This is a genomic window from Streptomyces sp. A5-4 (assembly GCF_051131715.1).
Lineage (GTDB): Bacteria > Actinomycetota > Actinomycetes > Streptomycetales > Streptomycetaceae > Streptomyces.
Genome location: NZ_CP178591.1, coordinates 7,330,869 through 7,355,964, shown reverse-complemented (window position 1 = coordinate 7,355,964; position 25,096 = coordinate 7,330,869). Strand labels below are relative to the sequence as shown.

Sequence of the window (25,096 nt, the reverse complement as noted above, 5' to 3'; positions counted from 1 at the left end):
GTCCCGTTCTGGTGCCGTGCCGGCCACCCCCGCTACGGCGCGGCACCAGAACGGCTCCCACGAAGACCCGACGGAACACCACCGTCTTGACCGGAGAGCTGATGAGTTCCCTACTGAGCACTCGCCACGCCTGGCGACTGCACCTCAGCGAGACCCCGCTGCCCGCCATGCTGCCGCGTGAGACCGATGTTGTCCGCGTCAGCATGGGGCTCGGCATGGCCGCGCTCGACGTGATGATCGATTCCGGGAATCGGGTCGGCCCGCTGCTGTGCTGCATCACCCACCGACGGCTGCTCGTGCCGGTCGAGGTCGGTACCGCCGATCTGTGGATGGCCGCGCACTCGGTCTGCGACACGGGGCCGTCTCTGCAGTGCTCGAGGCAGGGTGCCCAGTCGGTTTGCCACCACCGCTTCTGGGTCGCCCCGCCCGAATCGCTGGCATACCCGACGACCGACCGGCGGACTCTGCACGACAGCCTCAGCCTGGTGCGCGCCCAGATGCGCAACGTCGACCGGTACCCGATGGGACTTCGCGTACGGGAGATGTGCCATGTCTGATCACGTAGCCCAGGTTTCGGTTCGATCCAGCCGACGCCGACGCGCGCACGCAGGCGACAGCGTGGACCTTCCGCCCGCCTTCACCGCCAGCGCTCTCACGGGAGCGGCTGTGGCCGGTGGCTGGCTGCTCGACGACTTCGACGTGTTGCCCGCCCCAGTCTCCATGGCTATAGCTGTCGCCGGGGCCGCCTGCGTTCTGTGGTGGACGGGAGCGCGTGCACTGTCCGCTCGCCGGAGCCTGACGCGGGGAGATGAAGTCCGCGGGGAGCGTGATGACGCCCTGCGGACTCTGGAAGCAGTCATTGCTGCCATTGAAGAAGGCCGGCAGAGCGTACGTTGGGCGGCCGAGCAGGCTGAACAGGGCGTCGCGCACACCAACTTTGCACCCGCCACCGCCCCGTCCCGCACCGGGGACGTCCGCGTTGACGCGGTTGCCCTCCTGAAGCAGGCCTTCGAGGAGTCGTGGCGGACGGTGATGGCGGCCGCGTCCCGCCAGCACCAGAAGCTCAACGCCCAGGCCGAACTCGCCGAGATCTTCAAATCGATCTCTCCTCGTCTGCAGAGCCTGGTCAACCGCAGCATCACCGTGATCTCCGAGGTCGAGCGGAACATTGAAGACCCGGAACTGATGGCCGAGCTCTTCCGCGTGGATCACCTGCTCACCCAGATTCGACGCGCGGTCGAAAGCCTCGCGGTCCTAGGCGGCAACACTCCTTCGCGTGACAGCGCGCCCGTCATGCTGGCCACGGCAATCCGGCGCGCCGTCGCGGAAATTCCCGAGTACCAGCGCGTGCGCGTGGCGCCGTCCCAACACACAGCCGCCGCGCTGCCGGGTTACGTCAGTCCGAACGTGGTGCACCTGCTCGCCGCTCTGATGGAAAACGCCACCGCCTTCTCCAGCGACAGAGTGGAGGTCTTCACCCATCAGGCCGGCGGTGGGATAGCAATCGAACTACTCGACCGCGGTGCCGGCATGTCGCAGCGGAAGCGGGAAGCTCTCAACCGTCTGCTGGCCGCCCCCGAGACGGAAGATCCCCGTGCCCGCCTCCGTGAGGGCAGGATCGGGCTCCTGGTCGCCGCCCTCCTCGCGAAGCGCCACAAGATCACCATCCAGCTGGCGCCCAACATCGTCGGCGGGACCCAGGCCGTCGTGCTCCTCCCGCCGGATCTGCTTGTCTCCCCCGACATGCAGAACCTGAACAACAGGCCCCCCGCCCATGACTCGCGTCTCTCCATGCCGTCCGGCCCCGCACGGCGGGCACCCGCGGTACCGCGCCCGGACGAGACGGCCGAACTGCCTCGGCGCATCCCACCTGCCCTGCCGGGCGAAGCGTCCCCTTCGGCGTTGCCCGCTCAGAACCAAGGCCGACCGCCCCTGCCGCGTCGCGGCGAGGCCGGGACGCGGGTCCCGCTTCCCGCCCAGCAGGCACCGGCAGGAAACGCAACCGGCGGCCTGATGGCGAGCTTCCTGTCCCGCAGGCCGTCCACGGACACCCCCGCCCCCCATCCGCCCGAGTCCTGAGACACCCCTTGTCCCCTCGCCCCTCCCACCCCCGACCAGGAGACATCCATGCACACCGACGGCAACCCCACCACGGGCACCTCCGCGCGCGAGCACCTCAGTGGACTGCTTGAGGGGCTTCTCAAAAGGGCGCCTGGGGCCACCCGTGCCCTCCTCAGCTCCGGTGACGGGCTGAAGCTGGCCTTCACCGAGCAGTCGCCCGACGACGCCGACAGCCTGGCGGCCGTCATCTCCGGGCTGTACTCGCTCGGGCGGCAGCAGTTCAAGAACACCGCGGGCGGGATCCGCCAGGTGGTCGTCGAGCATGACGGCGGCCGGCTCTTCGTGATGAGTGCGGGCGCGGAGTTCACGGACGACAGGGCGGTGAACACCGTCCTGGCCGTCGTGGCCGCTCCCGGCGCGGACGCGGGTCAGGTCGGCTACGAGATGGAGACCTTCATCAGGGGTCTTGACGAGCATTTGGTCGTGCAGGCCCGGCCCAACTCCTTCAGCGGGTCGGGGATGTGACGTGGCGCCCGGCGGCTGGAACGACAGCTCCTTGGAGGATGTCCGCCCCTACACGATCACTGGAGGCCGAACCCACTCCAACCACCTGCTGCACCTCACCACTTGCCTCATCACCCGCCCGGCCGCCCCTAGGGCGGCCCTCCTCCCGAGTCCCGAGTGCGAGGCGCTGCTGCTGCACTGCAGCGGCGTCCCCCGCCCCGTTGCCGAGCTCGCCGCCCGGCTGGGCCAGCCCGTGCAGGTGGTGAAGGTGCTGATCGGAGACCTTCTCGACTGCGATGCGCTGGCTCTGGCCAATCCCTACGGAGCCACGCCTGATGACGACGTACAGCTACTGGAGGCATTGATTCATGGCCTACGCAGTCGGCTCTGAGCCTGGGAGCGCGGCGGCTCCCCTGGCGGAGCTGAAGATCGTGGTGGCCGGCGGCTTCGGCGTCGGCAAGACCACGATGGTCGCCACGCTCAGCGAGATAGCACCGTTGACGACCGAGGAGGTCCTCACCGACGCCGGCCGTGGCATCGACGACCTCACCGGAGTGGCGAACAAGACCACCACCACCGTGGCCATGGACTTCGGCCGGATCACGTTCGCCGACCCGCCACACCCCATGATCCTTTTCCTGTTCGGCACACCGGGGCAGGAGCGCTTCTGGTTCGCCTGGTCGGACCTCTCGTACGGAGCGGTCGGAGCGGTCGTCCTTGCCGATACCCGGCGCCTGGGCGATTCCTTCGCCGCGGTCAGTTACTTCGAGCAGTTGCAGACGCCCTTCGTCGTCGCCATCAACGAGTTCGACGGCGCCTACCGCTACACACCCGACGAGGTACGTCAGGCCCTTGAGCTTGACCCCGGGGTACCCGTTCTCACCTGCGATGTCCGAGAGCGCGCATCCGCCACGACCGTCCTGATCCGACTCGTCGAACACAGTCTTCGGCGCCGCCCTCACCTCACCTCCGGAGCTCTCGTATGACCTTCTCCGCTGATGTCCCACACCTCGATGCCCCCCAGACCGAACGGGACGCACTCCTGCGAGCCCTCGGCCTGTCCGGCCCCGAACCGGAGCTCGACGCGTTCGCCACGCAACTGGCCCAAGAGGCCGACGCCCCCTACGCGATGGTCAACATCTTCGGAGCCGAGCAGCAGTTCTTCGGGCTGCACACCCCCGGCGAGGAGAGCGAACTGCCGACCGTCGGCCGCAGCATGCCCCTCGATCACGGCTTCTGCCCCGAGGTCGTCGACCGCAAAATGGCTCTGGTCTTGCCCGACGTGTTCGCCTCCCCGCGGTTCGCGGGCAACACCGTCGTCGACCTCATCGGGATCCGCACCTACGCCGGGGCTCCCCTTCTCCACGGCGACACAGTGCTGGGCACCGTGTGCTTCGTGGGCCCGGTGCAACGGGATCTGAGCACCGGCCGGAGCTCCCTGGCACTCATCAAGCAGCGACGCGACGACGTCATGAACTTCCTCTACCGGCGCGCAGGCATCCAGCCGTAACCCGTCTTCGCACGCCGTACGCCACGAGCCAACAGGGAGGGGAGCCCACACCATGTCCGACGTCTATCTCGAAGAACGCCACCACCAACTCCGGTTTGAGGTCCGTGCCTTCGCGGAGTCCAAGGTCGCGCCGCGCGTGGCGGACATGGAGCGCACCGGAGGGATCGAAATCGAGCTCGCGTCGGACATCGCCCGCCAGGGATGGATCGGCGTCACCGTCGACAAGGCCTACGGCGGCATGGGGGCCGGCCATCTCGCCAAGACCATCATCATCGAGGAGCTGTCCCGGGTCAGCGGCGCGATGGGCGCCATGGTTCAGGCCTCCCAGCTCGGCGTCGCGAAGATCATCCATTTCGGCAGCGAGCAGCAGAAACGTACGTGGCTGCCCTCGATCGCCGACGGCTCGTGCCTGCCCACCATCGCCGTCACCGAGCCCGACGCCGGCAGCCACGTGCTGGGCATGCAGATGACCGCCCGGCGCAAGGGACGCCACTACGTCCTCAACGGCCGCAAGATCTACATCGGCAACTCGCACATCGGACACCTCCACGGGGTCGTCGCCCGCACCGGCGAGGGCTCCGCGGGCCTGACCGCTTTCCTCGTCGAAGCGGACCGGCCCGGCCTGACCCTGCCCCCGCCGGGCCGGACCCTCGGGCTCCACGGGTTCAGCTTCGGCGAGCTGCACTTCCACGACTGCCGAATCCCGGTCGGCAACCGCCTCGGCCGGGAGGGAGAGGGCCTGGACGTCGCCTACTCCTCCAGCGTCCTGTACGGGCGCCCCAATCTCACCGCCGTCGCCCTGGGCATCCACCAGGCGATCCTGGAACAGAGCTCCTCCTTCGCCAGCGAGCGCGTCCGCTACGGCAACGCGCTGCACCAGCTGCCCAACATCAAGCTCAAGATCGGGCAGATCCAGTCGCGCGTCATGACCGCCCGACTCGCTGCCTACCACGCCGCCCACCTCCTGGACACCGGCGCGAGCTGCGACCCCGACCTGATGAACGCGAAGCTGATCAACGTCGAGCTGGCCCTGGACTCCGCCCGGGCCGCGATGGAAGTCCACGCTGCGGCCGGGCTGATGGACGACGTCCCCATAGGCCGCTACCTGCGCGACGCACACCACATATTCGCCCCCGCCGGCACCTCGGACATCCAGCTGCTGCGCCTCGCCGAGGTCGCGCTCGGCCAGAGCAAGGGCCAGTGGTCGCATCGGTTGTCCGCCGTGCTCGCACCAGAGCAGGCCCGCTCGGCTCTTACCTGATTCCGGCGAGTCCGGCTCCAGCACCCTCGCGGTGATCGATACAGCAAGTACGCGGCCACATGGCCCGTTTTCGCCTGACTCCGGACCGGAGGACCACCATGCCCACTGCCCCCACCAGCTCCCTCGACCTGTTCGACGACCGGGTCCTCACCGACCCCTACCCGGCCTACGAGGCGCTGCGCGCCATGGCGCCCGCCGTCTACCTCCAGCTCCACGGCGTACTGGCGATACCTCGCTACGAGGACGTCCGGCGCATCCAGCAGGACTCCGACGGATTCAGCTCCCAGGACGGCGTCGCCCTGACCGCGCTGGCCAACGAGCAGATCCTGTCCGGCACGGTCCTTGCCTCCGACGGCGACACCCACAACCGGCTGCGCCGGGTCCTCTCCCGCCAGCTCGGCCCCCGCGCCATATTTCGGACGCGTCGGGACATCGTGGCGCGCGCCGACGCCTTGGTCCTCCAGCACACCCAGCACGGCACCTTCGACGCGGCCGCCCTGGTGGGCCAGTACGTGGCCGACAACGTCATGAGAGTCATGGGCCTGCCTGAGGAGACCCGCAACCGTCTGCTGACCGGCGCCCCAGCGACCTTCGACGTGTTCAGCCCCAAGAACGACCGCTACGACAAGGCGCTCCCGATAGCCGGGGCCATGACCGAGTTCCTGCGCGCGCACGTCACGCGGGACAGCGTCACCCCGGGCTCGTGGATGAACACCATCTTCAACGCCGTCGATGCCGGGAAGATCGACGAAGCCGACGCCGTCCCCCTCGCTTCGGCCTACACCGCCGCCAGCATGGACACCACCATTCTGGGCCTGACCGGCGCGATCGAGCAGCTTGCCCGGCACCCCCGCCAGTGGACTGCCCTGCGCGCCGACCCCAACCTGTCGGAAGCCGCCTTCCACGAGGCGCTGAGACTCGAGACGCCCATACAGGGGTTCGGGCGCCTGGCCAGCCGGCCCGTCGACGTGGGAGGGATCCACATCGACGCCGGCGAGCAGGTGTGGCTGCTCTACGGGTCGGCCGGCCGCGACGAGCGACGGTGGGGCGCGGACGCCGACACCTTCAACATCCGGCGCGCCCAGGTCGATCAGCACCTCGCCTTCGGGGGCGGGCGCCACCACTGTGCCTGGATCCCGCTGGCCGTACTGCAGGCCCGCGCACTGCTGCGTTCCCTGGCCGCCCACTGCACCCACATCACCCCGGCCGGCAACCCCGAGCCGGTGCTGAACAATCTCCTGCGCGGCTACTCCTGCGTGCCGGTCACCGTCGAGGAAGCCCCGCACTCCACGCACGCCCAGACCCCGGGCGCGACGGCGGGGAGGGCGAGTTGACCACCTGTCCGGCCGACGCGTTACGGCCCGAGACGGAGCGCGCCGCTCTGTTCGTGCGCCATAGCGGATGCGCCTTGTCCGTGGGCCCCGGTTTCGAAGTCGCCGTCGTGCCCGTGCCCCTGGCCCAGGAGGCCGTCGGCCGTCGGCCCAAGAGCACGGTTGGCGCCGTGGCCGCGGCGGAAGGCGGGTGGGCCTTCTTCGTGGGCCTGGCGGCGGTAGCGGCTGCTGAGCGGTCCCGCTGGCTGAGCGCGCTGCGCGTGAGCATCCTGCGGTCGCTCACCGCAGGGCATCACCGACCGGCCCAAGGTCGCGCTGTACATCCTGGTCAGGGACGCCAACAGTGCCGCCGGTCGACGCGCATGGGCGCTCGCGCACGCCCGCCGAGCGGGCTTCGAGGTCACCGCGACCTTCATCGACGACGCCTGGCAGAGCGATCCGGAGGCCCGTTTCGCCTTGGCCCGTGCCTACGCGGCCCTGCGCCACGGCGAGATACACGGCCTTGTCGCCGCCTCGCGGGTCGACAACTCCTCCTGCGACGCCACGTACGAGCAGGAGCTCCGCCGACTTCGGGCGGTTGGCGGCTTCCTCCACCTGGCCCTCGACGCAACCCGACTTTGACCAGGAGAGATCGTGCCGCGGCAAGTCCTCCAGCGGCGCGCAACGACTCGGTCGACTCGAAGGTTCGCCCCCAGCCCACAACGCGCTGACCGAGGCTCACCGTCGGTCTTCGCTGGTCCAACAACGTTCCGGAGTACATCTCATGCCTTCCATCGACGACCCCGCAGGCGAGCGTCCACCAGCCATCGAGAGAAACATGGCAACCCCAGAGGTGATCGCGGCCCTGCGTGAGTCACTCCGCGACATGATCGCCGAGGAGCGCCAACAGGTCTCGGGAGCACCGCACACGCTTGCCATCACACGAGGCCGGAACAGTGTCGTGCTCAAAGAGATCGTTGAAGCCCACGGGTGGCCCACCGGCACGCTGGTCGGCGACCGGGCGGCGTTGAACGCTCTGATGATTCTGCTCCACTGCTTGGACCTGCCCTTCCTCCACGCCTGCTGCATTCGCATTGTCTCCGCTGTAGCCGCAGGTGACTGTGATCCGATCCACGGCGCCTACATCGAGGACCACTGCGCAGTTCAGGAGGGGCGGCCTCAGCGCTGGGGCACAAAGATCGACCCGGCCACCCTCCTCCCTTACTTGCTGGAGGATCCCGAGCCTGTCGTCGACCAGCGCAGAGCCGGCATTGGACTGCCCACGGTCAAACAGGAACGGACCCAACACCAAGCAGCCCGCGGACTCCGCGCTTGCCTGCCCTGACACTCGACCCGCTCACGGATGGCTGTCGGTTGCCGTGCAGTTCCCCTTCTCTGACTCCCGGAGCTCCCTCTGTGACCACAGCATCCGAGACCCACAGTCCGTCCGGACGACCCGGCGGCAGGCCCAAGGGTGAGTCCCTCGCCTTCCTGCTGGCAGGCGAAGGCATCGGCTATGCGGGATCTTCCGTCCACAATATTGCCCTTCCAACCCTCGCGGTCCTCTACCTCGGCGCCACACCCGGTCAGGTCGCTCTCCTCGCCTTCGTCACGACAGTTCCGGCGCTGCTGGTCTCCCTACCCGCCGGGGTGCTGCTCGACCGATACCCCCTACGAGCCGTCCTTGTCACCACCGACCTCGCGGCGGCGACCGTGGCCGCCGCGATTCCGGCCGCGGCCCTCCTCGGCGTGCTGACCATGCCGCTGCTCTACTCCATCGCCCTGGCGCTGGGATCCCTGTCGGTACTGCACACGGCTGCGTCGATGGCCGCCGTTCCTCTCCTGGCGGCCCCCGGACAGCTCCACCGAGCCAATGCCCGCTTCGCCGCCGTCATCACTACCGCTGGCGTTACCGGGAGCGCCCTGGGCACTGTCCTCGTCTCAGTGGCCGGTCCCGCCCGCGCGCTGATCGCCGACGTCGTGTCCTTCGTCGTCTCAGCATGCTGCGCGGTCCGCTTACGGGCCCTGCCCGTGCCCGGCCGGGCACGGGTGGCCCGGCGGCCGATGCTCGAAGAGATCCGCGAGGGCCTCCGCTACTCCGCCAGCGACCGTGTGCTGCGACCCCTGTTCCTAACCCTGACAGCTACCGGCATTGGCAGCGGACTGACTACCACCCTGCTGTCCTACCACCTGCTGACCACCGTGCGGGTGGGCACGACCGGACTCGGCCTGATCATTGCCGCGAGCAGTCTCGGCGGCCTCACCGGCGCCCTCATCGCACCCCGCCTCGTCCAGCGCTACGGCTCCGGCACCGTCCTTGCCGTGGGGTTCATCGTCCACGCCCTGATGCAGGTCCCGCCGCTCGTCGCCACACCGGGCCCGGCCTGGCTCCCGGCTCTCACCCTTGCTGGGTATGGCCACTACGCCGCAGCCACGTGCGTGGGCACCACTCAGCGCACCGTGCAGCAGTGGAACAGCCCGCCACGTCTGCGGGCACGCGTCCAGCAGACCGCGCTGTGGCTGATCAACGGCGGCCGCCCCCTCGCGGCCCTCGCGGCCGGAGCTCTCGCCGCGCTCACCAGCGTCCGCGCCGTCATGCTCACCGGCATCCTCGTCCTGCTCCTGTCCGCAGCCACGCTGTGGCGCTCTCCCGTCCGCTCCCTGATGGCCAAGGACGGAGGGACCGTCCGATGAATCTGACCGACGACGCGAACCGGGAGGCCCAGTGCTGTGAAGCGGGGGCTGGGTCGGGCCGCCGCCGATGTCCGGTGCTGCTGGCGGTCACCGACGTCAAACCGGAGGAAGGTGCCGTGCCGGTTGCGGGCGGCTCAGAGTGCGGCCGGTGCGTCGAGCAGGGTGCGCTGCCACTGGGCCGGATCCATCTCAGCGGCGGCGTCCGCCAGGCTGCGGGCGGAACCGGTCTTCAGAGCGGCCCTGCACCTTTCGATCTTGCCGTCGGTGCGATAGCCGATGATCCGGTACTCCAGAGCCCGGTAGAGGCAGTCCAACTTGTCGGCGTCGCGGGCACACCTGGCTTCGGGAGTCTCACCGGCTTCGAACTCCTCGACGGCCAGCGCCACGGCGCTCCCGACGGCCGGGTGCGTGCCGGCCACCTGGTCGGCGGTCACCTTGCGCGGGTCGGCGGTCGTGACATAGCGGCGGGTGACCGGCGTCTGGTCGCCGATACGGGTCTCATGGAGGTCGTGGAGCGCGCACAGCAGGGCGGTGCGGGCGGGATCGGCGCCCTCCATCGCGGCCAGTGCGACGCCGATGACGGTGGTGCGGTGGCTGTGCTCGGCGACGGTCTCGGTGGCAGAGATGGGAACGCCGTCGTAGGGCCAGCCGGTGCGCGTCTGGTTCCGCAGGGCGCCGGCTTCGAAGAGAAGGGCGGCTGTGGCGGCGGTCTCGGCGTCTGTGGGCGTGTGTTCGGGCACGTGGTGTCTCCTGGCGGTGCGTCAATTCGTCTGCTGGAGACGGTAGTGGACCGATTCGAGGTCGCGCCGCGATACCGGGGAGGGGAAGGCGGCGTCGAGGAGTTCGGCCGTCCGCTCGCGCAGGTGCCGGGCGGCGGCAGGGTCGGCCAGCGGCAGCCAGGGATGAAGGCTGAGCAGGGTGTGGAGGGAGTGCACGTACAGGTCGAGGGTGCCTGGCGCGTCGTGGAGCGAGCCGACCAGCTGCTGGAACAGGTGCAAGGCATTCCACGCGGCCGGGTCCGGCCGGTGGAGGAACCCGTCGTCCGGTTGGGTGGGCGGCATGGATCCGAGCCAGTAGCCCCAGTACGCGAGGTTGGCGAGCTCGCTGTGCTGATCCCTGGCCAAGGCCTCGACGAAGTCGCGCAAGGGCGCGGGGTCGCCCTGGCGGGCGGCGACCGTCGCGGCGGTGCGGGCCTCGATCCACCGCGGTGTGTAGTCGCGCAGGGCCAGGGCAGGGCGCATGGTGCGCAGCGCCTGCTCGGCCCAGTCCTCGGCGTCGGGGGCCGGGTCGTAGGACGCGAGGTAGAGGCTCTGGCGGCGCAGGAGCAGGCCGCGCTCCCCTGCCCGGTCGGCGCTCTCCGCGGTCCGGCGCAGGTGGGTGAAGAAGTCTGCCCGGTCGGCGGACCCGAGCTGGGGTCCGGCCGGGGCGGGGCCGCGGCGCGACCGGGCGGCGCGTGCCCGCAGGGCTGGCGGGGTGATGCCGCGTACCGCCCAGGCGACCAGGTGCGCGGTTTCTCGGGACTGCACCCAGCCCGCCAGGGGGTGGTCGGCGGGGTTGCCCAGCGGACGCAGAACGGCGGTGAGGATTCGTTCGGCGTCCATCGCGGCGTCCAGCCATCCGAGGAGGACTCCGTCGGCGCCCAGGAGCGCCATGGTGCGGCGCAGTTGCAGCAGGTCCATCGTGCGGACGTTGCCGAGCGGCCGGCGCCCGCTCTCCCAGCCCTGGAGGGTGCCGAGGTCGATGCCCAGGTGCTCGGCCAGGCCGGTCTGCGGAAGGGGGATGCTCTCGCGCAGCATCCGAAGGACGAACCCCGAGATCACACCGATCTCCGCCCGGCTTCGGCTCCCGGTCCCCATGGCGGTTCCCTCCGGTCGCCCCCGGCCGGACCCTGCGTCCGCCGGCGCGGGCAAACCCGTACCGGGAGTGAGTCTTCATCACCACGCCGTTTTCCTAGGCTAGTTCGGCGGGCCGGACCGCAGTTGCGGTTCGGGACTTCGACTGGGGGTTCGGCGCTCTGCCGACCCCGCTCTACGTCCGGCCGTCCGGGCGTCGTTGTCCGCCCCCGTGTTCCTGCTTCCGGTCCGTCGTGCTCGTTCGGGTACCGACCGAACCGGTCGAATGTTCGAGAGGAGATCCGACATGCAGTCTTCGTTGGTTCGGGCGTGCTCCGCGCAGCCCGCGTCCGCCGGGTTCAGCAGTCCGGCCTGGCTGGTGACTCCCGGCATCACGCCCGCGCGGTTCGACACGGCAATAGGCTCCGGCGCCCAGATCGTGCTGCTCGGTCTTGAGGACTCGGTGCCGGCCGAGGCCAAGGCCGATGCCCGGGCAGCCGTGCTCGCGTTCGCCGGTGCGCGGACGCAGGCTGCCGGGGGGCCGCTGCTGGGCGTGCGGATCAACTCGGTGGACGGTGCCGAGGGCCTGCGGGACGTCGCCGCGATGGCCGAGGGAAGTCTGTGGCCGGACCTCGTCGTGGTGCCCAAGGCCGAGTCGGGTTGCGTCATCGAGGCCGTGGTGCGGGCCGTGCGCAAGGCGCACGCGGCGACTCAGGTCTGGGCGCTGATCGAGTCCCCGCAGGGGATCGTCGGCCTGCCCGGCATCGTGCGCACCCCGGGTCTGGCGGGGGTGCTGTTCGGCGCCGCCGACTACGCGGCGGCGTCTGGGTGCCGGATCACGTCCCGGGCGATGTGGTACCCGCGCTCGCAGCTCGTCACCGCGGCAGCCGCCGCCGGGATCCCGGCCGTGGACTCCCCGTACTTCTCCCTCGATGACCAGGACGGGCTGCGCCGGGAAGCGCTGGAGGCGGTCGAGCTGGGCTTCGCGGGCAAGGTGGCTGTCCACCCGAACCAACTTCTCGTCATTGCACAGGCGTTCGCTCCGAGTCCGCGCGAGCTGGAGAGCGCTCGCGCGGTGCTTGCCGCAGCCGCCGGGGCTGGCGGCGGCGTCACCAGGGCGGGCGGCGCGATGGTGGGGCCGCCCCTCGTCGAGGCCGCCCTCGCCGTCGTCCGCCGGGCCGGCCACAGCCCTGCCCTCACCACTGCCCCCGCTCCGAAAGCGAGTCGATGATGGAGAACAAGCAGCCCCCGTACGTCCCGGCCGGATTCCGCCCGGTGGAGGACGGCCGGATCCGGGAGGTCGTCGGCCTGGGTCTGACCGACCTCGCCCCCGGCCTGGTCATCGAGCACCGGCCGGCGCGGACGGTGACCGAGGCCGAACACGTGCAGGTCCTCGCGCTGATGGGCAACGAGGCGCCCATCCACTCCGACACCGAATACTGCCGCCGCACCGGGCAGCCGCAGGTACTGGTGTGCGGAATGCTCACCCTCAACGTCGTGCTCGGCATGACGGTCCGTTCCACCAGCGGTATGACCACCGGCAATCTCGCCCTGGACGAGGTCTGCTGGATGGTGCCCGTCCACGTCGGCGACACCCTGTCCGCGCGCAGCACCGTCCTGTCCGCCCGCCGCTCGGGCAGCCGCCCCGACCAAGGCATCGTCACTTGCCGGGTGGAGGGGTTCAACCAGCGTGGCGACCTGGCCGTCACCGGCACCCGCACCTTCTTCGTCCCCGTCGACCCGGACGTCGTCCGCGACGTCACCGGCTACTAAGGGAGCCGGACCGTGGACGTTCAGTTCGTTGAGGCCGACGACGGCCGGTGGGAGGAGTACGGCGCTCTCGCCCGTCGTGCCTACGGGCAGCCGGTGCCCGACATCACACGCTTGGGCCCGCACGCGGACCGCCGGGTGGCGGTGCGCGGCGGCCGGGTCGTCGCCGGGGGCATGGGCCTGCTGGTGCCGCAGTGGTTCGGCGGCAGGCCGGTGCCCGCCGCGAGCATGGGCTGCGGTTGCGTCGCCCCGGAGGAGCGCGGCGGCCGCCTCGCGGCCCGCCTCGTTCAGGAGCGGGTGCGTGTGTTGCAGGAGAAGGGTGCGGTCCTCGCCACGCTGTGGACGGCCTCCAACGGCTATGTGCGGCGGCTGGGCTGGGAGGCACCGGCGCAGGTGTTCTCCTGGACGGTGCCGACCGCCGCCCTCCAGCAGGCCGCCGCAGACACGATGAAGATCACCCACGGCGACACCGCGCAGTTGGGCCAAGTACGCGACCGGTTGGCCGGGCGGTGGAACGGACCGTGGCAGCGCCCCGCCTGGTGGGGCTCCTGGCAGCAGGAGGCGCACCCGGACCTGGCGACCTACGCGTTCGCCGAACACGGGCGGGAGCCGAGTGGCGTCCTGAGTGTGGCGACGGAGCGCACCCCGGGTGGCCGGCAGTTGGTCGTCCACGATTTCTGGGCGGCCGACGGGCCGGCCGCCGACGCGATGCTCGCCTTCCTCGGCCGGCACCACGGCCGCGTCCCCACCGTGATGTTCGAGCGCACCGGCCTGCCGCCCGGCTCGCTGCTGCACCAGCGCCTGTCGAGCGTCGGCACGGCGACAGCGAGATCCTGGCATCCGTGGATGCTGCGGGTTCTCGACCCAGCCCGCGCCGTCGAGCTGCGCGGCTGGCCCGGGCACCTGGACGACGAACTCGTGCTCGACCTCGCCGACCCGGACGGCGCCGGCTTCAGCCGGCACACCCTGAGCATCGGTGCAGGCCGCGCCCGCCTCACCCCCGGCGGCGTACGCGGCCGCAGCGCCGACGTCACGTTGACCGGGGGGCAGTTCGCGCTCTGGTACGCCGGCGGCTACCGCAGCCCGGCCGCCGCCGCGCTGGCGGGCCTGCACGGGGAGAGCTCCGTCCTCGCCCGCCTGCTGGCCGCCACCGCCGACCGGGAGCCCTGGCTGGCCGACTACTTCTGACTCCCGACGGCGCGCACCCCGCTCACCGTCCGACCGTTGAACCGGCAGCACCAGCGAGGAGACGACCAGTTGAACCGCGGTCCGCCCCGCGCAACCGCGCGCACGGCTCCACCGAATCCGCCCGCTCCCACGCCCGTTCGGAGACCTACCGTCATGACGACCGCCAAGCCCTTCCCGCCCGAGCTGCGCGACTGGGTCGCCCTCCACCTGCCCGGCCTGGACGCGAACGAGGACCGTTCCTGGCCGCGCAGCACCTCCCTCGTATGGCGCGTGAGCGCAGGGGACCGGGACGCCTACGCGAAGATCAGCCCCAGCGCCCTCGAATTCGAGCGCGAAGTCGCCGGATACGCCTTCGCCGCGGCGCACCTGGGCGAGAGTGAAGCGCCGCGGCTGCTGGCCTGCAACCCGGACCTGCGAGCGATCCTCAGCTCGCCGCTGCCCGGCCGCGTCGTGCGGGACCTGCCCCTGGAGACCAGCACCGAGCTGCACCTGTACGAGGTGGCCGGGCGGCTGCTGCGCCGCTGGCACGACGCATCCGCGCCCGGCACGGACGCGGACCGCGCCGCGGTGCGCTCCGACATGGAGGACAAGGCCCGCGAGGCCGCCGACTGCCTGGAGGACGTCGCGTCGCACCTGGCCGCCGACCGGCTCGCCCTGGTCGAGGCGGCCTCGAAAGAGCTCGCCGGCCTCGCCGAGGGTCTGCCGCTGGTCTACCGGCACGGCGACTACGAGACCCGGAACTGGCTGTACGACGAGGACAGAGGCCGCCACGGCCTTATCGACTTCGCGACCGCCGCGCACGGCGTCGCCGCATCCGAGTTCGTGTGGCTGTTCGGCGCCATCTGGTCAGTCCGCCCGGAGCTGCGCGAAGCGTACTTCACGGGCTACGGCCGGCCGCTGACCGCCGAGGAGAACCGGCTGCTGCAGCTGCTGACCGTCCGCCTCGGCGTGTCCTACCTGCGCAACGGCCTGGCCAAGGACCGCGACGAGCTCGTGGCACGCGGCCACCTCGTCCTCGACCGGATGGCCGCCCACCGGCCGTAGTCCGAACCGCACGCGGACCCGGGGCGGACCCGGGGCCGCGCTCTCCTCGCCCTCTTCCCGCAGAGACCCGGATCAGGAGCTGCCCGATGCCCCTCGCCCCCGACCTGCCCCTCGTCATTGCGTCCAGCGTGTGGGGCGGCGTCCCGCAGCCACTGCGCGCCGCCGCGCCCGCCGACGCGGCCGGCACCTTCGTCACCGCCCTCACCCGGCGCCGCGCCGAGCAGGCCGCCACCTGCCCGCCCGAGCGCCGCACCGAGCGGGAAGGGCAGCTGCGCTCCGCCATGACCTGGCACCGCTTCCACACCCGCGCCCGCACCTGATCCGCCCCGGCCCCCGCCCCCTGACCGGCCGCCCGCTTGGGCCGGTCCCGCCCCGCATGCCGCCGAACGGGAGTCCCATGTCCGACACCGCCCCCTCCACCCGCGCCGCGCCCGCCGACCCGGCGAGCGTGCAGGTGCCGATCGCCGAGGTCACGGACCTGATGGCCCGCACCTGCACGGCCGCGGGCGTCCCCGACGGCGCGGGCCGCCGGGTGGCCGACCACTTCCTGACCGGCGAACTGCGCGGCAAGCCCTCCCACGGGCTGGCGAAGTTCGCCTTCGAGTCCCGCCTCTTCCCCGAGCGGCAGGCCCCGCCCGAGATCGTCCGTAAACGCGGCGCGTTCGCCGTCGTCGACGCCCACCGTGAGATCGGACCGCTCAGCGCCCACTTCGCGACCGCCGCGGCCATCGAGCGGGCGCGTCGTCTCGGCGTCGGCCTGGTCGGGGTCATCAACACCCAGCGCTACGGCGTCCTGTCCACATTCACCGAGGCCATCGCCGCACACGGCCTGATCGGCATCGCCGCCAACACCTCCCGGCCCGAAGCCGTCCCGGCCGGCGGCGCCACTCCCGTCCTCGGCGTCAATCCCCTCTCCTTCGCGCTGCCCACCCTCGGCGAACCCGTGAGCGCGGACATGGGCACCACCCTCGCGCCGATGGGCGTGCTCTGGGAGCACCGCCGCTCGGGCCGGCCCCTGCCCGAGCAGTGCTTCGTCGACGCCGACGGCCGCACCACCCGCGACCCCCACGCCGCCTCCTCCGCGATCGTCTTCGGCGACCACCGCGGCTTCGCGCTGTCCCTGCTCCTGCAGACCCTGACCGGCTCCCTGTTCGGCTTCCCCATGGGCCGCGACGTCGACTCCACCTGGAGCACCGGCTACGCCTTCATCGCCCTCGACCCCACCTTCGCCGCCCCCGACGCAAACGCGGCCGCCGCGAACACCCGCCTCGCAGACCAGCTGCGCACCGCCGCGGCGGCCGACGGCACCTGGCGCATGCCCGGCGATAGGGGCCGCGCCCGCGAGGCAGCCGCCCGCAGAACCGGGACCATCCCCGTCCCTGTCCCGCTCCTCGCCCGTCTGTCGGCCCGGGCCGCCGGCGACTTCACCTCCGACTGATCACCAGGAGAGCTCCCGTGACCCCCTTGCAGTTCCACTGGTTCCTGCCGACCGGCAGCGACGGCCGCACCCTGACCACCGGGATGCGCGGCACCCACGGACCCGGCCATGACACCACCGCGACTGGCGGCCCCGGAGCCGACCGGCACCGCGCCCCCGACCTGCGCTACCTCACCCAGATCGCGCAGGCTGCCGAACACATGGGCTTCGACGCGATCCTCACCCCCGCCGGCACGTTCAACGAGGACCCGTGGATCACCTGCGCCGTCCTCGCCCAGGCCACCGAGCGCCTGAAATTCCTGGTCGCGCAGCGTCCCGACTCCATATCCCCCACGCTCGCCGCGCAGATGGCCGCGACGTTCCAGCAGCAGACCCGGGGCCGGCTGCTGCTGAACGTCGTCACCGGCGGCGACCGGGCCGAGCAGGCCCGCTTCGGCGACCACCTCGACAAGGCCGCCCGCTACGCGCGCACCGACGAGTGGCTGACCATCCTGCGCGGCGCCTGGGCACCCGAGCCGTTCGACTACCAGGGCGCGCACTACGACGTACAAGGCGCGGCCGTCTTCTCACCCCCTGAGAGCGGACAGCGCAAGATCCTTGTAGGCGGACATTTTGGATCCCGCTTGGCGGACAGCTGATCTCCCTGTCGGTACGGCCGTTCGTGTGTTTTCGAACCCAGGTACCGAACTGGTGATCCCTCCGGGGGTTTGCTCGCTGGTGTGAGGACAACGAGCTGGACCGCGCCGGAGGGACCGTGAAGAAGTCTTGCAGGGAGATCATGGAAATCTACGAGGCCCTGGACGCCACCGGGTGTGCGCATTCGGCTGCCCAACTGGCCGGGGTCGACCCGAAGACCGTCCGCAGGTACGCACGGATGAGGGACACCGGTCAGCCATCTGACGCACCGGTGATGCGGCCGAAGCTGATCGACCCGTTCCTTCCCAAGATCGAGGAATGGGTGGAACGTTCGCAAGGCAAGGCCCGCGCGGACAAGCTCCACGAGCGCCTGGTGCTGCTGGGGTTCACCGGCGATGAACGCACCACGCGCCGGGCGGTGGCGGTCGCCAAGGGCCGCTGGGACGCAGGGCACCGCAGAACGTATCGCCCATGGATCACCGAGCCGGGGCTGTGGGTCCAATTCGACTGGGGATGGGGCCCGAAAGTCCCTGGTCCCGGCGGCGGTGCGCCCCGCGTGACACTGCTGTTCTGCGCATGGCTGGCCTGGTCCAGGTTCCGGGTGGTGATCCCGGTCTGGGACCGGACCCTGCCCACGCTGATCTCCTGCGTCGACTCGATGCTGCGGGCGATCGGCGGAGTGCCGACCTATGCGCTGACCGACAACGAGAAGACGGTGACCATCGACAGGGTCGCCGGTGTCGCGGTCCGCCACCCCCAAATCGTGGCCGCGGGACGGCACTACGGCCTTCAAGTACATACGTGTGTGCCGTTCGACCCCGAATCGAAGGGCGGCAGCGAGGCCACGGTCCGCGTCGCGAAGGCCGACCTGGTGCCCACCGACGCCAACCTGCGGCCCGCCTACGACTCGTTCGCCGAACTGCGCGGGGCCTGCGCGATCTTCTGCCAACAGGTCAACAACCGGGTCCACCGTGAGACCGGCCGGGCCCCTTCCACCATGCTCGACATCGAGCGCACCCGCCTGCACGCGCTGCCCGCCGGCCCGCACACCCTCGCACTGGGCGAGTCGAGGCAGGTGCTGCGGGACCAGACGGTGCGCTTCGGGTCGGTGCGCTACTCGACCCCGCCCGGACTGGTCGGCCAGGAAGCGTGGGTGCGCGTCGACGGCGACGAGCTCGTCGTGGTCTGCGACCTGTCCCAGCTCGCCCACCGCCCCGAGTGGATGCAGGGCCCGGCCGGCCTGGCCGAGGTCGCCCGGCACCAGATCGCCCTGCCCGGGCGTCCGGTCATCGACACCGCCCACTACCCCGACCACCCCCAGGAGATGGACGGGTCCCCGCGCCCGCCCAAGGTCAAGCCCGGCAACGACGCCGAGGAAGCCTTCCTGGCACTGGGCCCCGGGGCGAAGTCCTGGCTGATCGAGGCCGCCGCGGCCGGAACCACCCGGATCCGGGTCAAGATGGCGGGCGCCGTCGAGCTCGCCGCCCTGGTCGGCACCGCCGAAGTCGACCTCTCACTCGGACTGGCGGCCATCAACCGGCGCTTCGCCGAGGGCGACCTGATGTCCATCGTCCAGCACCGCAAAGAGGCCGCCCGCCCCGCCGACCTGGTCGTCGCCGACGAGGCACACTCCGCGCAGCCCGGCACCGGCGCCTGGTCCGACTTCGGCCGCCCCGCCACCTGATCCCCCGTTCCCGGGCCGCGAAGCGGCCCGGGAACGGACAGTCCCGAACCATCCAGCAAGGAAAGGCAGTTGCCCATGGCCACCACAGCCGTCATCGATCCGCCCGAGCTGATCCCCGCCCCGTCCCCGGTCCCGCCCGCGCCTCTCGCGCCGCCGATCCCGGCCGAGCTGGACGCGGTGCTGCGAAGGATGCGGTTCCCCTACCTCCGCGCGGCGGCCCCCGACGTACTGGCCACCGCCCGGGCCCAACGCTGGGACCCCGCCGAGGTCGTGCGGATCCTGCTGGAGGCCGAGGCCCACGGCCGCAACGAGGCCACCCGCCGCAACCACCACCGCCAGGCCGGCCTGCCCTCCGGCAAGACCTTCGAGTCCTGGAAGGAAGCCGACTCCTCGATCCCGCTGCCCACCCAGCACGCACTGATGACCCTGGAATGGATCGGCCGCGCGGAGAATTTGGCTGTCACCGGGCCGTCGGGGACGGGCAAGAGCCACCTGGCGGAGGCCCTGGCCCACAAGGCCATCGACGCCGGGATGCAGGTCGCCTGGTTCACCCTGGAATCGCTGACCACCCACCTGGGGCGGGCCACCGTCGACAACACCGTCACCAAGGCCATCGCGAAGATCACCCGGTGCGATTTGATCGTCGTCGACGACATCGGCATGCTCCCGTCCGGACAGGCCGCCGCCGAAGCGTTTTACCGTGTCATCGACGCCGCATACGAGCGCCGCTCGGTGATCGTGACCTCGAACCTGCACCCCTCGGGATTCGATTCGATCATGCCCAAAACCCTGGCGACCGCGGCCGTCGACCGGCTCCTGCACCACGCCCACATCATCCTCACCGAGGGCTCCTCGCTTCGGCTCACCCAAGCCACCACAGGCCAGGGTGTCACCCCGTTGGCCTGAGCCCGACCGAGGGACAAATAGTCATACCGGACAGGGAGATCAGCTGTCCGCACACGAGGACCTGAACTGTCCGCTCACCCGGATGTCCCACTGTCCGTGGACACCCCCCGACCCTCTGCCCGGCGTGTACTTCGGCGGCTCCTCCACCGAAGCCGCCCCGGTCGCCGCCCGGCATGCGGACGTCTACCTCACCTGGGGTGAGCCGCCTGCCGACGTCGCCGCCAAGCTGGAGCGTATCCGCGCCCTGGCCACCGACGCCGGGCGCAGCGCCCCAGGGTTCGGGATCCGGTTCCACGTCGTCGCCCGCGACACGAGCCAGCAGGCCTGGGCTGCCGCCGAGCGCCTGCTGACCGGGATCGCCCCGGCGCACGTCGCCCGGGTGCAGGCCACCCTGGCCGGCAGCCAGTCCACCGGGCAGGCCCGCCAGAGCGGCCTGAACGCCGCCTACCGCGACAGCGGCCACACGTCCGATCTGGAGGTGTGGCCGAACGTGTGGGCGGGGGTGGGGCTGCTGCGCGGCGGCGCGGGCACCGCGCTCGTCGGCTCGCACCGCGAGGTCGCCGACCGGATCAAGGAGTACGCGGCGCTCGGCATCGAGGAATTCATCCTGTCCGGGTTCCCCCACCTGGAAGAGGCCTACGAGGTCGGCGAAGGCGTGCTGCCGCTGCTCGGCGCCGGCGCCGGCCGTGTGGCGGTGGGCCGGTGAGCGCCGCGGTGAACGTGCTGGTCGTCGGTGTCGGCCCGCACGCCCTCCTCAACCACCTGCCCGCGCTGGCCGCCGCGCAGGACACGGGCCTGGCCGGGACCCTCACGGGCGTCGACCTGCTCCACGCTGCCCCTGCGGTCGAATACGGCACGCCCGGCCGGCCGCGGCGGATGCCCGTCGTCACCGTCGAGCCGTTCCCCGCCTCCCGGCGTGCCCTACCCGGCGGGGTGCGCCGGGTGCTGGACGGGGTGGTGGAGCGGGAGCGGATCGGCGCGGTCGTCGTGGCGACCGAGCCGTCCGTGCACCTGCCTTATGCGCTGTGGGCGATGGAGCGGGACTTGCCGGTGCTGCTGGACAAGCCGCTGACCGTTCACCCGGGCGCGTCCACCGACCCGGCAGCCGCGATGGCGATCGCCGACGACTTCGACACCCTGCTGGCCGCCTACCGGGCGGCGTGCCGGCGCGATCCGCGGATGGTGGTCAGCGTGCTGAGTCAGCGCCGCTGGCACCCCGCGTTCCGCCGGGTGCGGGAGCTGATCGGTGAGGTCGCCGAGGCCACGAACTGCCCGGTCACCTCCGTCCAGTCCAGCCACGGCGACGGCCAGTGGCGGCTGCCGGACGAACTCGTCGAGCTCGGCTACCACGGCTTCGATCGCGGCTACGGCAAGGCCGCCCACTCCGGCTACCACCACTTCGACACCGTCCCGTGGTGGCTCGCCGGCGGCGAGCGCCCGGGCAAGGAGATCGACGAGATCGAGGTACACGCCGCGTGCACCAGGCCTGCCGACTTCCTCGCCCAGCTCACCGTCGCCGACCACGAACGGCTGCTGCCCGGCTTCGCCGACCGCAACCCGTACACCGGGGAGGACCTGGACCGGCTCACCGCCGGCTTCGGCGAGGTCGACGTGTTCCTCAACGTCGCCTACCGCAGCCGCGGACGGGTGATGGCGCTCGGCAGTCACAGCCTCGCCCACACCACGTTCTCCCAGCGCGGTAGCCTCCACCCGGTGCCCGGTGGCCTGTACAAAGGCAACGGCCGGATCGGGCAGGAGACCCACATCGTCCAGCAGGGGCCCTTCCAGGCCCTGCACCTGCACGTCCTGCAGACCCTCCACGGCGACCAGGACGGGACCGACCGGCTGGCGGCGGGCGGCGCCGACCACATCGAGCTCCACGTCTTGCGCAACGACCAACTGCGCCCCGACTGGCAGCGGCATCGCAGACTCGGCTTCACCGACCTCGCCCAGGGCAGCGGCGAGGGTGCGGTGCTGCCGACCCAGCGCTCGGCCCGCACCTGCGCCGTCACCGAATTCCTCTCCTACCTCGCCGGCCGCACTCCCCGCGCTCTGCTGGCCTCGGACCTGGCCGACCACCGGCGGCCAGCCCGTCTGATGGCCGCCGCCTACCTGTCGATGGGCCGACGCTGGGCCGACGGCGGGCGGCCCGCCGCCCCCGTCGTCCTCGACTTCCGCCCCACAGCCCCGGCCGAGCGCGCCGGACGGCTTGTCGCCGCCCTGGGAGCAGCACGATGACCGCACCCCTCGCCGCCGACCGCACCGCGCCCGGCCTGGCCGCGGTCCTCGGCCCGCACCTGCACCGAGTCCTTGCCGCGTGCCACCCCCACACCGGACGTCTCACCCGCGTTCAGGCGTGCACCGACGGCAACGTCAGCCACGTCTTCCGCGTCCACGGCGAGGCGGGCAACGTCATCGTCAAGGTCCGCGGCCGCCGTTTCGCCCACATCGCGCACATCGCCACCGACCCGGCGCTGATCGCCCTCGAGCACCGCGCCCTGACACTCCACCACGGCCTGCTGCCCGATCTGTTCCCCAACGCTCTGGCGTTCCTGCCCGAAGCGCACGCCATGGTGATGACCGATGTCTTCCCCGACGGCCGCACCTGGCGCGAGCACCTCGACCAGCGCGACGCCACGGGTGAGGAGTGCACGCGCCTGGGTACCGCCCTGGGCCGCATCCACCGCGCTACCGCAGCTCTGCCGCCGCTGCGTGACGGCGACGGCGACGACATCTTCCGCGCCGAGCACGCCTACGGCTACTGCCTGCGCGCCTGCGGCCACCGCGCCCTCGACCAGGCGTGCCGCCGCCTGGAGGCCCTGCCCGGCCGGCAGCTGATCCTCGGCGACCCCTGCCCGAAGAACCTCAGCCTCGCCGCCGGACACACCGCGTTCGTCGACCTGGACAATGTGCACCACGGTGCGCCGCTGTTCGACACCGGCTACCTCCTCGCCCATCTGGTCCTGCACCACGCGGCCCGGCCCGCACGCCTGCGCCCGCTCGCCGCCGCGTTCCTCGACGCCTACGCCTCCACCCTTCCCGGCCCGGTGTGGCCCTGGCGCGGCGACGCGCTCCTCGCGACGGTGGCCGCCGGGGTGCTGCTGTACCGGCTGGAGGCGCGTACCGTCCCCTACCCGCCGACCGCCCCACCCGCCAGCGCCGAGCGGCTGCGGCGCACCCTGCGCGGCCTGCTGGATGCCGGGCCGTTCACCGTTCCCGGCCTGCTGGACGCAGCCTCCGGGCCGGTGACGGCGTGAACCTCCCCCCCGCCCCGAACGGTGACCATCCGGACCTCCTGGTCCCGCTTGCCGAACTGAGAGCCCGCGGCATCCATATCGACGACGTCCAGTCGCTGGCCTACGACCAGAGCCCGTTCGCCCGCCCCACCCCGGCCTGGACCCGCCGCCCCGCACCGGGCGTGGTCCTCACCGCCCGCCCGGTCGGCCTCGGCGAAGACTGCTTCACCAACGTCTACACCCTCACCGTCGACCTCGACCGAGCCCGGTGCCGGCCCGTCTCCTCCCCGGCCGGCTTTCACCTGCGCCATCTCGTCACCGGGCCCGCCGTCGCCGCGGTCTCCGGCGCCTTCGCCTACATCTCCGACGACCCCAACTACCAGCCCGCCGAGCCCTGCCTCGACCTCGCGGTCCGCGACCACCACGCCGCCAGCCTGCCCACCGTCACCAAGCCTGCCCTCCTCATCCACCGTGGCCGCCCGGTCGTGCGTACCCTGACCGCCACCGGCACCCTCACCGTCGCCGGCCACCCGCACACCTGGACCGGATCCAAGGAAACCCCGCCGCACCCGGCCCCGCCCGGCCACCTCGCCGTGTTCGGCGCGGCCAACTGCCGCATCCGCTACCACGACGACCCCCGCACCGGGTTCCGCCGCGACGTCGACGCAGCCGCCAACACCACGCCCCGCAACGCGGATGTCCTCGACTGCACCGTCACCTCCACCCCCACCGGCCCGCGGATCACCGCCCTGTACCCCGGCGGCGGCGCCGACCTGTTCGCCGGCGCCTACGTCCTGCGCAGCCACCCGCCCTGGCCCGCCCACCTCGCCCCGGGCACGCCCGTCCACGTCATGGCCCTCGACACCCTGGACACCGCCGACGTCGACAGCGCCCTGTCCCTCGGGCCCTCCGCCGCCAACGCCGCCGCCGGACTCACCGCCGCCTGGGACCAGAGCCTCGGGACGAGTCCCTTCCGCCCCGACGCCCGCTACGCCCGCACCCTGCTCGCCCTCGACGGCCGGCACCTGACCCTGACCGTCCTGGACGGCGCTCCCCTCGCCCCCGCCTTCCGGGGCGTCACCGTCCAGGAGGTTGCCGAGCTGTGCGAGCGCGCCGACCACGACCCGGCGGCGGTATTCCACCTCGACGGCGGCCAGACCTCCAAGATCGCCTACCGGAGCAGCCGCGGACCGGCTGACGCCGTCGGCAGCCTCCATTACCTGCGCTGGCCCCGCCACCAACACGAGTCCTTCCGCTGGCAAGGGCTCGACGGCCGCCGTCTGCACAGCGCTCTGCAGATCACCGCCACGGAGGAGCCGAGTTGACCGCCGCCCGGTCCGTCCTTGTCGTCGTCGCTCACCCCGACGACGCTGAGCTCGCCATGGGCATGCGCCTCCGCGACCACGTCCTCGCCGGCGACCGCGTCCGGGTCCACTGCCTGAGCGCCGGGCGAACCGGGAGGGACGACGGTGCTGCGCGCCGCGACGAGTGCCTGGCCGCCGCGAAGATCCTCTGCATCGGCGGCTACACCTTCTCCCAGATCCCCGACACCCGCTTCACCGACCACCGCGGGGCCATCAACGCCACCCTGTTCGACGCCTTCGCCGCCGAGCGCCCCGACGTCGTCTACACCCACTACCCCGACGACCAGCACCTCGACCACGCCGTCACCGGCGAGGAGGCCACCACCGTCGCGATACGCGAAGCCGCCGACCTGATCCACTTCCGCTCCCCCTACAGCCGGAACTTCGAGCCGAACCTCTACTTCGTCGGCACCCCCGATCTCCTGGCCGCCAAGCAGGCCGCCCTGGCCTGCTTCGCCTCCCAGCAGCAGCTCGACATGGCGGTCTTCGGCGGCCTGACCGCGCTGGCCTACCGGCAGCACGTGCACCACCGTGTCGTCGAACGCTTCCCCGACGGCGCCCACGGCGCCGAGATGTTCCGCACCGCCCGCCAGATCATCCACGCCACCCGCCCCGGATCCCTCTGCGGGCAAGGCCCGAACCGACCGTGAAGCCATCG

General features: G+C 71.6%; 27 protein-coding genes. 25 read left to right on the top strand and 2 right to left on the bottom strand.

Annotated elements, in window-relative coordinates; all coding sequences use genetic code 11:
* Nucleotides 1-101: 101 nt before the first annotated feature.
* From ACLLJJ_RS34580 to ACLLJJ_RS34530, 11 genes are all read left to right on the top strand, one after another.
* A complete protein-coding gene (locus tag ACLLJJ_RS34580; RefSeq protein ID WP_434598505.1) occupies nucleotides 102-557 on the top strand; it encodes a hypothetical protein in 456 nt (151 codons plus the stop codon).
* Between the two features lie 61 nt (nucleotides 558-618).
* Complete coding sequence (locus ACLLJJ_RS34575; protein WP_434598503.1) at nucleotides 619-2,079, top strand: hypothetical protein; 1,461 nt, start codon at nucleotides 619-621, stop codon at nucleotides 2,077-2,079.
* A 48-nt stretch (nucleotides 2,080-2,127) separates the two neighbouring features.
* Nucleotides 2,128-2,586, top strand: coding sequence for a roadblock/LC7 domain-containing protein (locus ACLLJJ_RS34570; RefSeq protein ID WP_434598502.1), 459 nt, complete (start codon nucleotides 2,128-2,130; stop codon nucleotides 2,584-2,586).
* Nucleotides 2,587-2,617: 31 nt separating this feature from the next.
* The gene (locus ACLLJJ_RS34565) at nucleotides 2,618-2,956 is read left to right on the top strand and encodes a DUF742 domain-containing protein (RefSeq protein WP_434598500.1); all 339 of its coding nucleotides are present in this window, start codon (nucleotides 2,618-2,620) and stop codon (nucleotides 2,954-2,956) included.
* Nucleotides 2,934-3,551: a GTP-binding protein gene (locus ACLLJJ_RS34560; RefSeq protein WP_434598499.1), complete on the top strand. Its 618-nt coding sequence runs from the start codon at nucleotides 2,934-2,936 to the stop codon at nucleotides 3,549-3,551. Before ACLLJJ_RS34565 ends, ACLLJJ_RS34560 begins: the two co-directional genes overlap by 23 nt.
* Complete coding sequence (locus ACLLJJ_RS34555; RefSeq protein ID WP_434598497.1) at nucleotides 3,548-4,075, top strand: GAF domain-containing protein; 528 nt, start codon at nucleotides 3,548-3,550, stop codon at nucleotides 4,073-4,075. The genes ACLLJJ_RS34560 and ACLLJJ_RS34555 overlap by 4 nt, the downstream gene beginning before the upstream one ends.
* Nucleotides 4,076-4,127: 52 nt before the next feature.
* Nucleotides 4,128-5,336, top strand: a complete 1,209-nt coding sequence (locus tag ACLLJJ_RS34550) for an acyl-CoA dehydrogenase family protein (protein WP_434598495.1) — start codon at nucleotides 4,128-4,130, stop codon at nucleotides 5,334-5,336.
* A 98-nt stretch (nucleotides 5,337-5,434) separates the two neighbouring features.
* The gene (locus ACLLJJ_RS34545; protein WP_434598493.1) at nucleotides 5,435-6,670 is read left to right on the top strand and encodes a cytochrome P450; all 1,236 of its coding nucleotides are present in this window, start codon (nucleotides 5,435-5,437) and stop codon (nucleotides 6,668-6,670) included.
* A 453-nt stretch (nucleotides 6,671-7,123) separates the two neighbouring features.
* Nucleotides 7,124-7,288: a hypothetical protein gene (locus tag ACLLJJ_RS34540; protein ID WP_434598491.1), complete on the top strand. Its 165-nt coding sequence runs from the start codon at nucleotides 7,124-7,126 to the stop codon at nucleotides 7,286-7,288.
* A 142-nt stretch (nucleotides 7,289-7,430) separates the two neighbouring features.
* Entirely contained in the window at nucleotides 7,431-7,991 is a 561-nt protein-coding gene (locus tag ACLLJJ_RS34535; RefSeq protein ID WP_434598489.1) for a DUF6624 domain-containing protein, read from the top strand.
* Nucleotides 7,992-8,062: 71 nt separating this feature from the next.
* Nucleotides 8,063-9,340: an MFS transporter gene (locus ACLLJJ_RS34530; protein WP_434598487.1), complete on the top strand. Its 1,278-nt coding sequence runs from the start codon at nucleotides 8,063-8,065 to the stop codon at nucleotides 9,338-9,340.
* A 134-nt stretch (nucleotides 9,341-9,474) separates the two neighbouring features.
* On the opposite strand, the gene ACLLJJ_RS34525 is transcribed toward ACLLJJ_RS34530, so the two are convergent.
* Nucleotides 9,475-10,080 (bottom strand): HD domain-containing protein, encoded by a 606-nt coding sequence (locus tag ACLLJJ_RS34525; protein WP_434598485.1) that lies wholly within the window; start codon nucleotides 10,078-10,080, stop codon nucleotides 9,475-9,477.
* A 21-nt stretch (nucleotides 10,081-10,101) separates the two neighbouring features.
* Nucleotides 10,102-11,196, bottom strand: a complete 1,095-nt coding sequence (locus ACLLJJ_RS34520; RefSeq protein WP_434598483.1) for a helix-turn-helix domain-containing protein — start codon at nucleotides 11,194-11,196, stop codon at nucleotides 10,102-10,104.
* A 283-nt stretch (nucleotides 11,197-11,479) separates the two neighbouring features.
* On the opposite strand from ACLLJJ_RS34520, the gene ACLLJJ_RS34515 reads away from it, so the two are divergent.
* The 14 genes from ACLLJJ_RS34515 (at nucleotide 11,480) to ACLLJJ_RS34450 (ending at nucleotide 25,088) form a co-directional block, all read left to right on the top strand.
* Nucleotides 11,480-12,403: an HpcH/HpaI aldolase/citrate lyase family protein gene (locus ACLLJJ_RS34515; protein ID WP_434598480.1), complete on the top strand. Its 924-nt coding sequence runs from the start codon at nucleotides 11,480-11,482 to the stop codon at nucleotides 12,401-12,403.
* Nucleotides 12,400-12,945: a MaoC family dehydratase gene (locus ACLLJJ_RS34510; protein WP_434598478.1), complete on the top strand. Its 546-nt coding sequence runs from the start codon at nucleotides 12,400-12,402 to the stop codon at nucleotides 12,943-12,945. Before ACLLJJ_RS34515 ends, ACLLJJ_RS34510 begins: the two co-directional genes overlap by 4 nt.
* A gap of 12 nt (nucleotides 12,946-12,957) precedes the next feature.
* Nucleotides 12,958-14,130 carry a GNAT family N-acetyltransferase gene (locus ACLLJJ_RS34505; protein WP_434598475.1) on the top strand — a complete coding sequence of 391 codons (1,173 nt, stop codon included), beginning with the start codon at nucleotides 12,958-12,960 and terminating at the stop codon, nucleotides 14,128-14,130.
* Nucleotides 14,131-14,283: 153 nt separating this feature from the next.
* Nucleotides 14,284-15,174: an aminoglycoside phosphotransferase family protein gene (locus tag ACLLJJ_RS34500; protein WP_434598473.1), complete on the top strand. Its 891-nt coding sequence runs from the start codon at nucleotides 14,284-14,286 to the stop codon at nucleotides 15,172-15,174.
* An 86-nt stretch (nucleotides 15,175-15,260) separates the two neighbouring features.
* On the top strand, nucleotides 15,261-15,494 hold the full coding sequence (locus ACLLJJ_RS34495; RefSeq protein ID WP_434598470.1) for a hypothetical protein: 234 nt from the start codon (nucleotides 15,261-15,263) through the stop codon (nucleotides 15,492-15,494).
* Nucleotides 15,495-15,571: 77 nt separating this feature from the next.
* Nucleotides 15,572-16,612: an Ldh family oxidoreductase gene (locus tag ACLLJJ_RS34490; protein WP_434598468.1), complete on the top strand. Its 1,041-nt coding sequence runs from the start codon at nucleotides 15,572-15,574 to the stop codon at nucleotides 16,610-16,612.
* Nucleotides 16,613-16,638: 26 nt separating this feature from the next.
* Complete coding sequence (locus tag ACLLJJ_RS34485) at nucleotides 16,639-17,250, top strand: LLM class flavin-dependent oxidoreductase (protein ID WP_434600595.1); 612 nt, start codon at nucleotides 16,639-16,641, stop codon at nucleotides 17,248-17,250.
* Between the two features lie 140 nt (nucleotides 17,251-17,390).
* Complete coding sequence (gene istA / locus ACLLJJ_RS34480) at nucleotides 17,391-18,932, top strand: IS21 family transposase (RefSeq protein WP_283472000.1); 1,542 nt, start codon at nucleotides 17,391-17,393, stop codon at nucleotides 18,930-18,932.
* A gap of 75 nt (nucleotides 18,933-19,007) precedes the next feature.
* A complete protein-coding gene (gene istB / locus ACLLJJ_RS34475; RefSeq protein WP_267719259.1) occupies nucleotides 19,008-19,838 on the top strand; it encodes an IS21-like element helper ATPase IstB in 831 nt (276 codons plus the stop codon).
* 82 nt (nucleotides 19,839-19,920) lie between these two features.
* Entirely contained in the window at nucleotides 19,921-20,544 is a 624-nt protein-coding gene (locus tag ACLLJJ_RS34470) for an LLM class flavin-dependent oxidoreductase (protein WP_434598466.1), read from the top strand.
* Nucleotides 20,541-22,076 carry a hypothetical protein gene (locus ACLLJJ_RS34465; protein WP_434598465.1) on the top strand — a complete coding sequence of 512 codons (1,536 nt, stop codon included), beginning with the start codon at nucleotides 20,541-20,543 and terminating at the stop codon, nucleotides 22,074-22,076. Before ACLLJJ_RS34470 ends, ACLLJJ_RS34465 begins: the two co-directional genes overlap by 4 nt.
* On the top strand, nucleotides 22,073-23,095 hold the full coding sequence (locus ACLLJJ_RS34460) for a phosphotransferase (protein ID WP_434598463.1): 1,023 nt from the start codon (nucleotides 22,073-22,075) through the stop codon (nucleotides 23,093-23,095). Before ACLLJJ_RS34465 ends, ACLLJJ_RS34460 begins: the two co-directional genes overlap by 4 nt.
* Nucleotides 23,092-24,399, top strand: coding sequence for a phosphodiester glycosidase family protein (locus ACLLJJ_RS34455; RefSeq protein ID WP_434598461.1), 1,308 nt, complete (start codon nucleotides 23,092-23,094; stop codon nucleotides 24,397-24,399). The genes ACLLJJ_RS34460 and ACLLJJ_RS34455 overlap by 4 nt, the downstream gene beginning before the upstream one ends.
* A complete protein-coding gene (locus tag ACLLJJ_RS34450; protein WP_434598459.1) occupies nucleotides 24,396-25,088 on the top strand; it encodes a PIG-L deacetylase family protein in 693 nt (230 codons plus the stop codon). The genes ACLLJJ_RS34455 and ACLLJJ_RS34450 overlap by 4 nt, the downstream gene beginning before the upstream one ends.
* Nucleotides 25,089-25,096 lie beyond the last annotated feature (8 nt).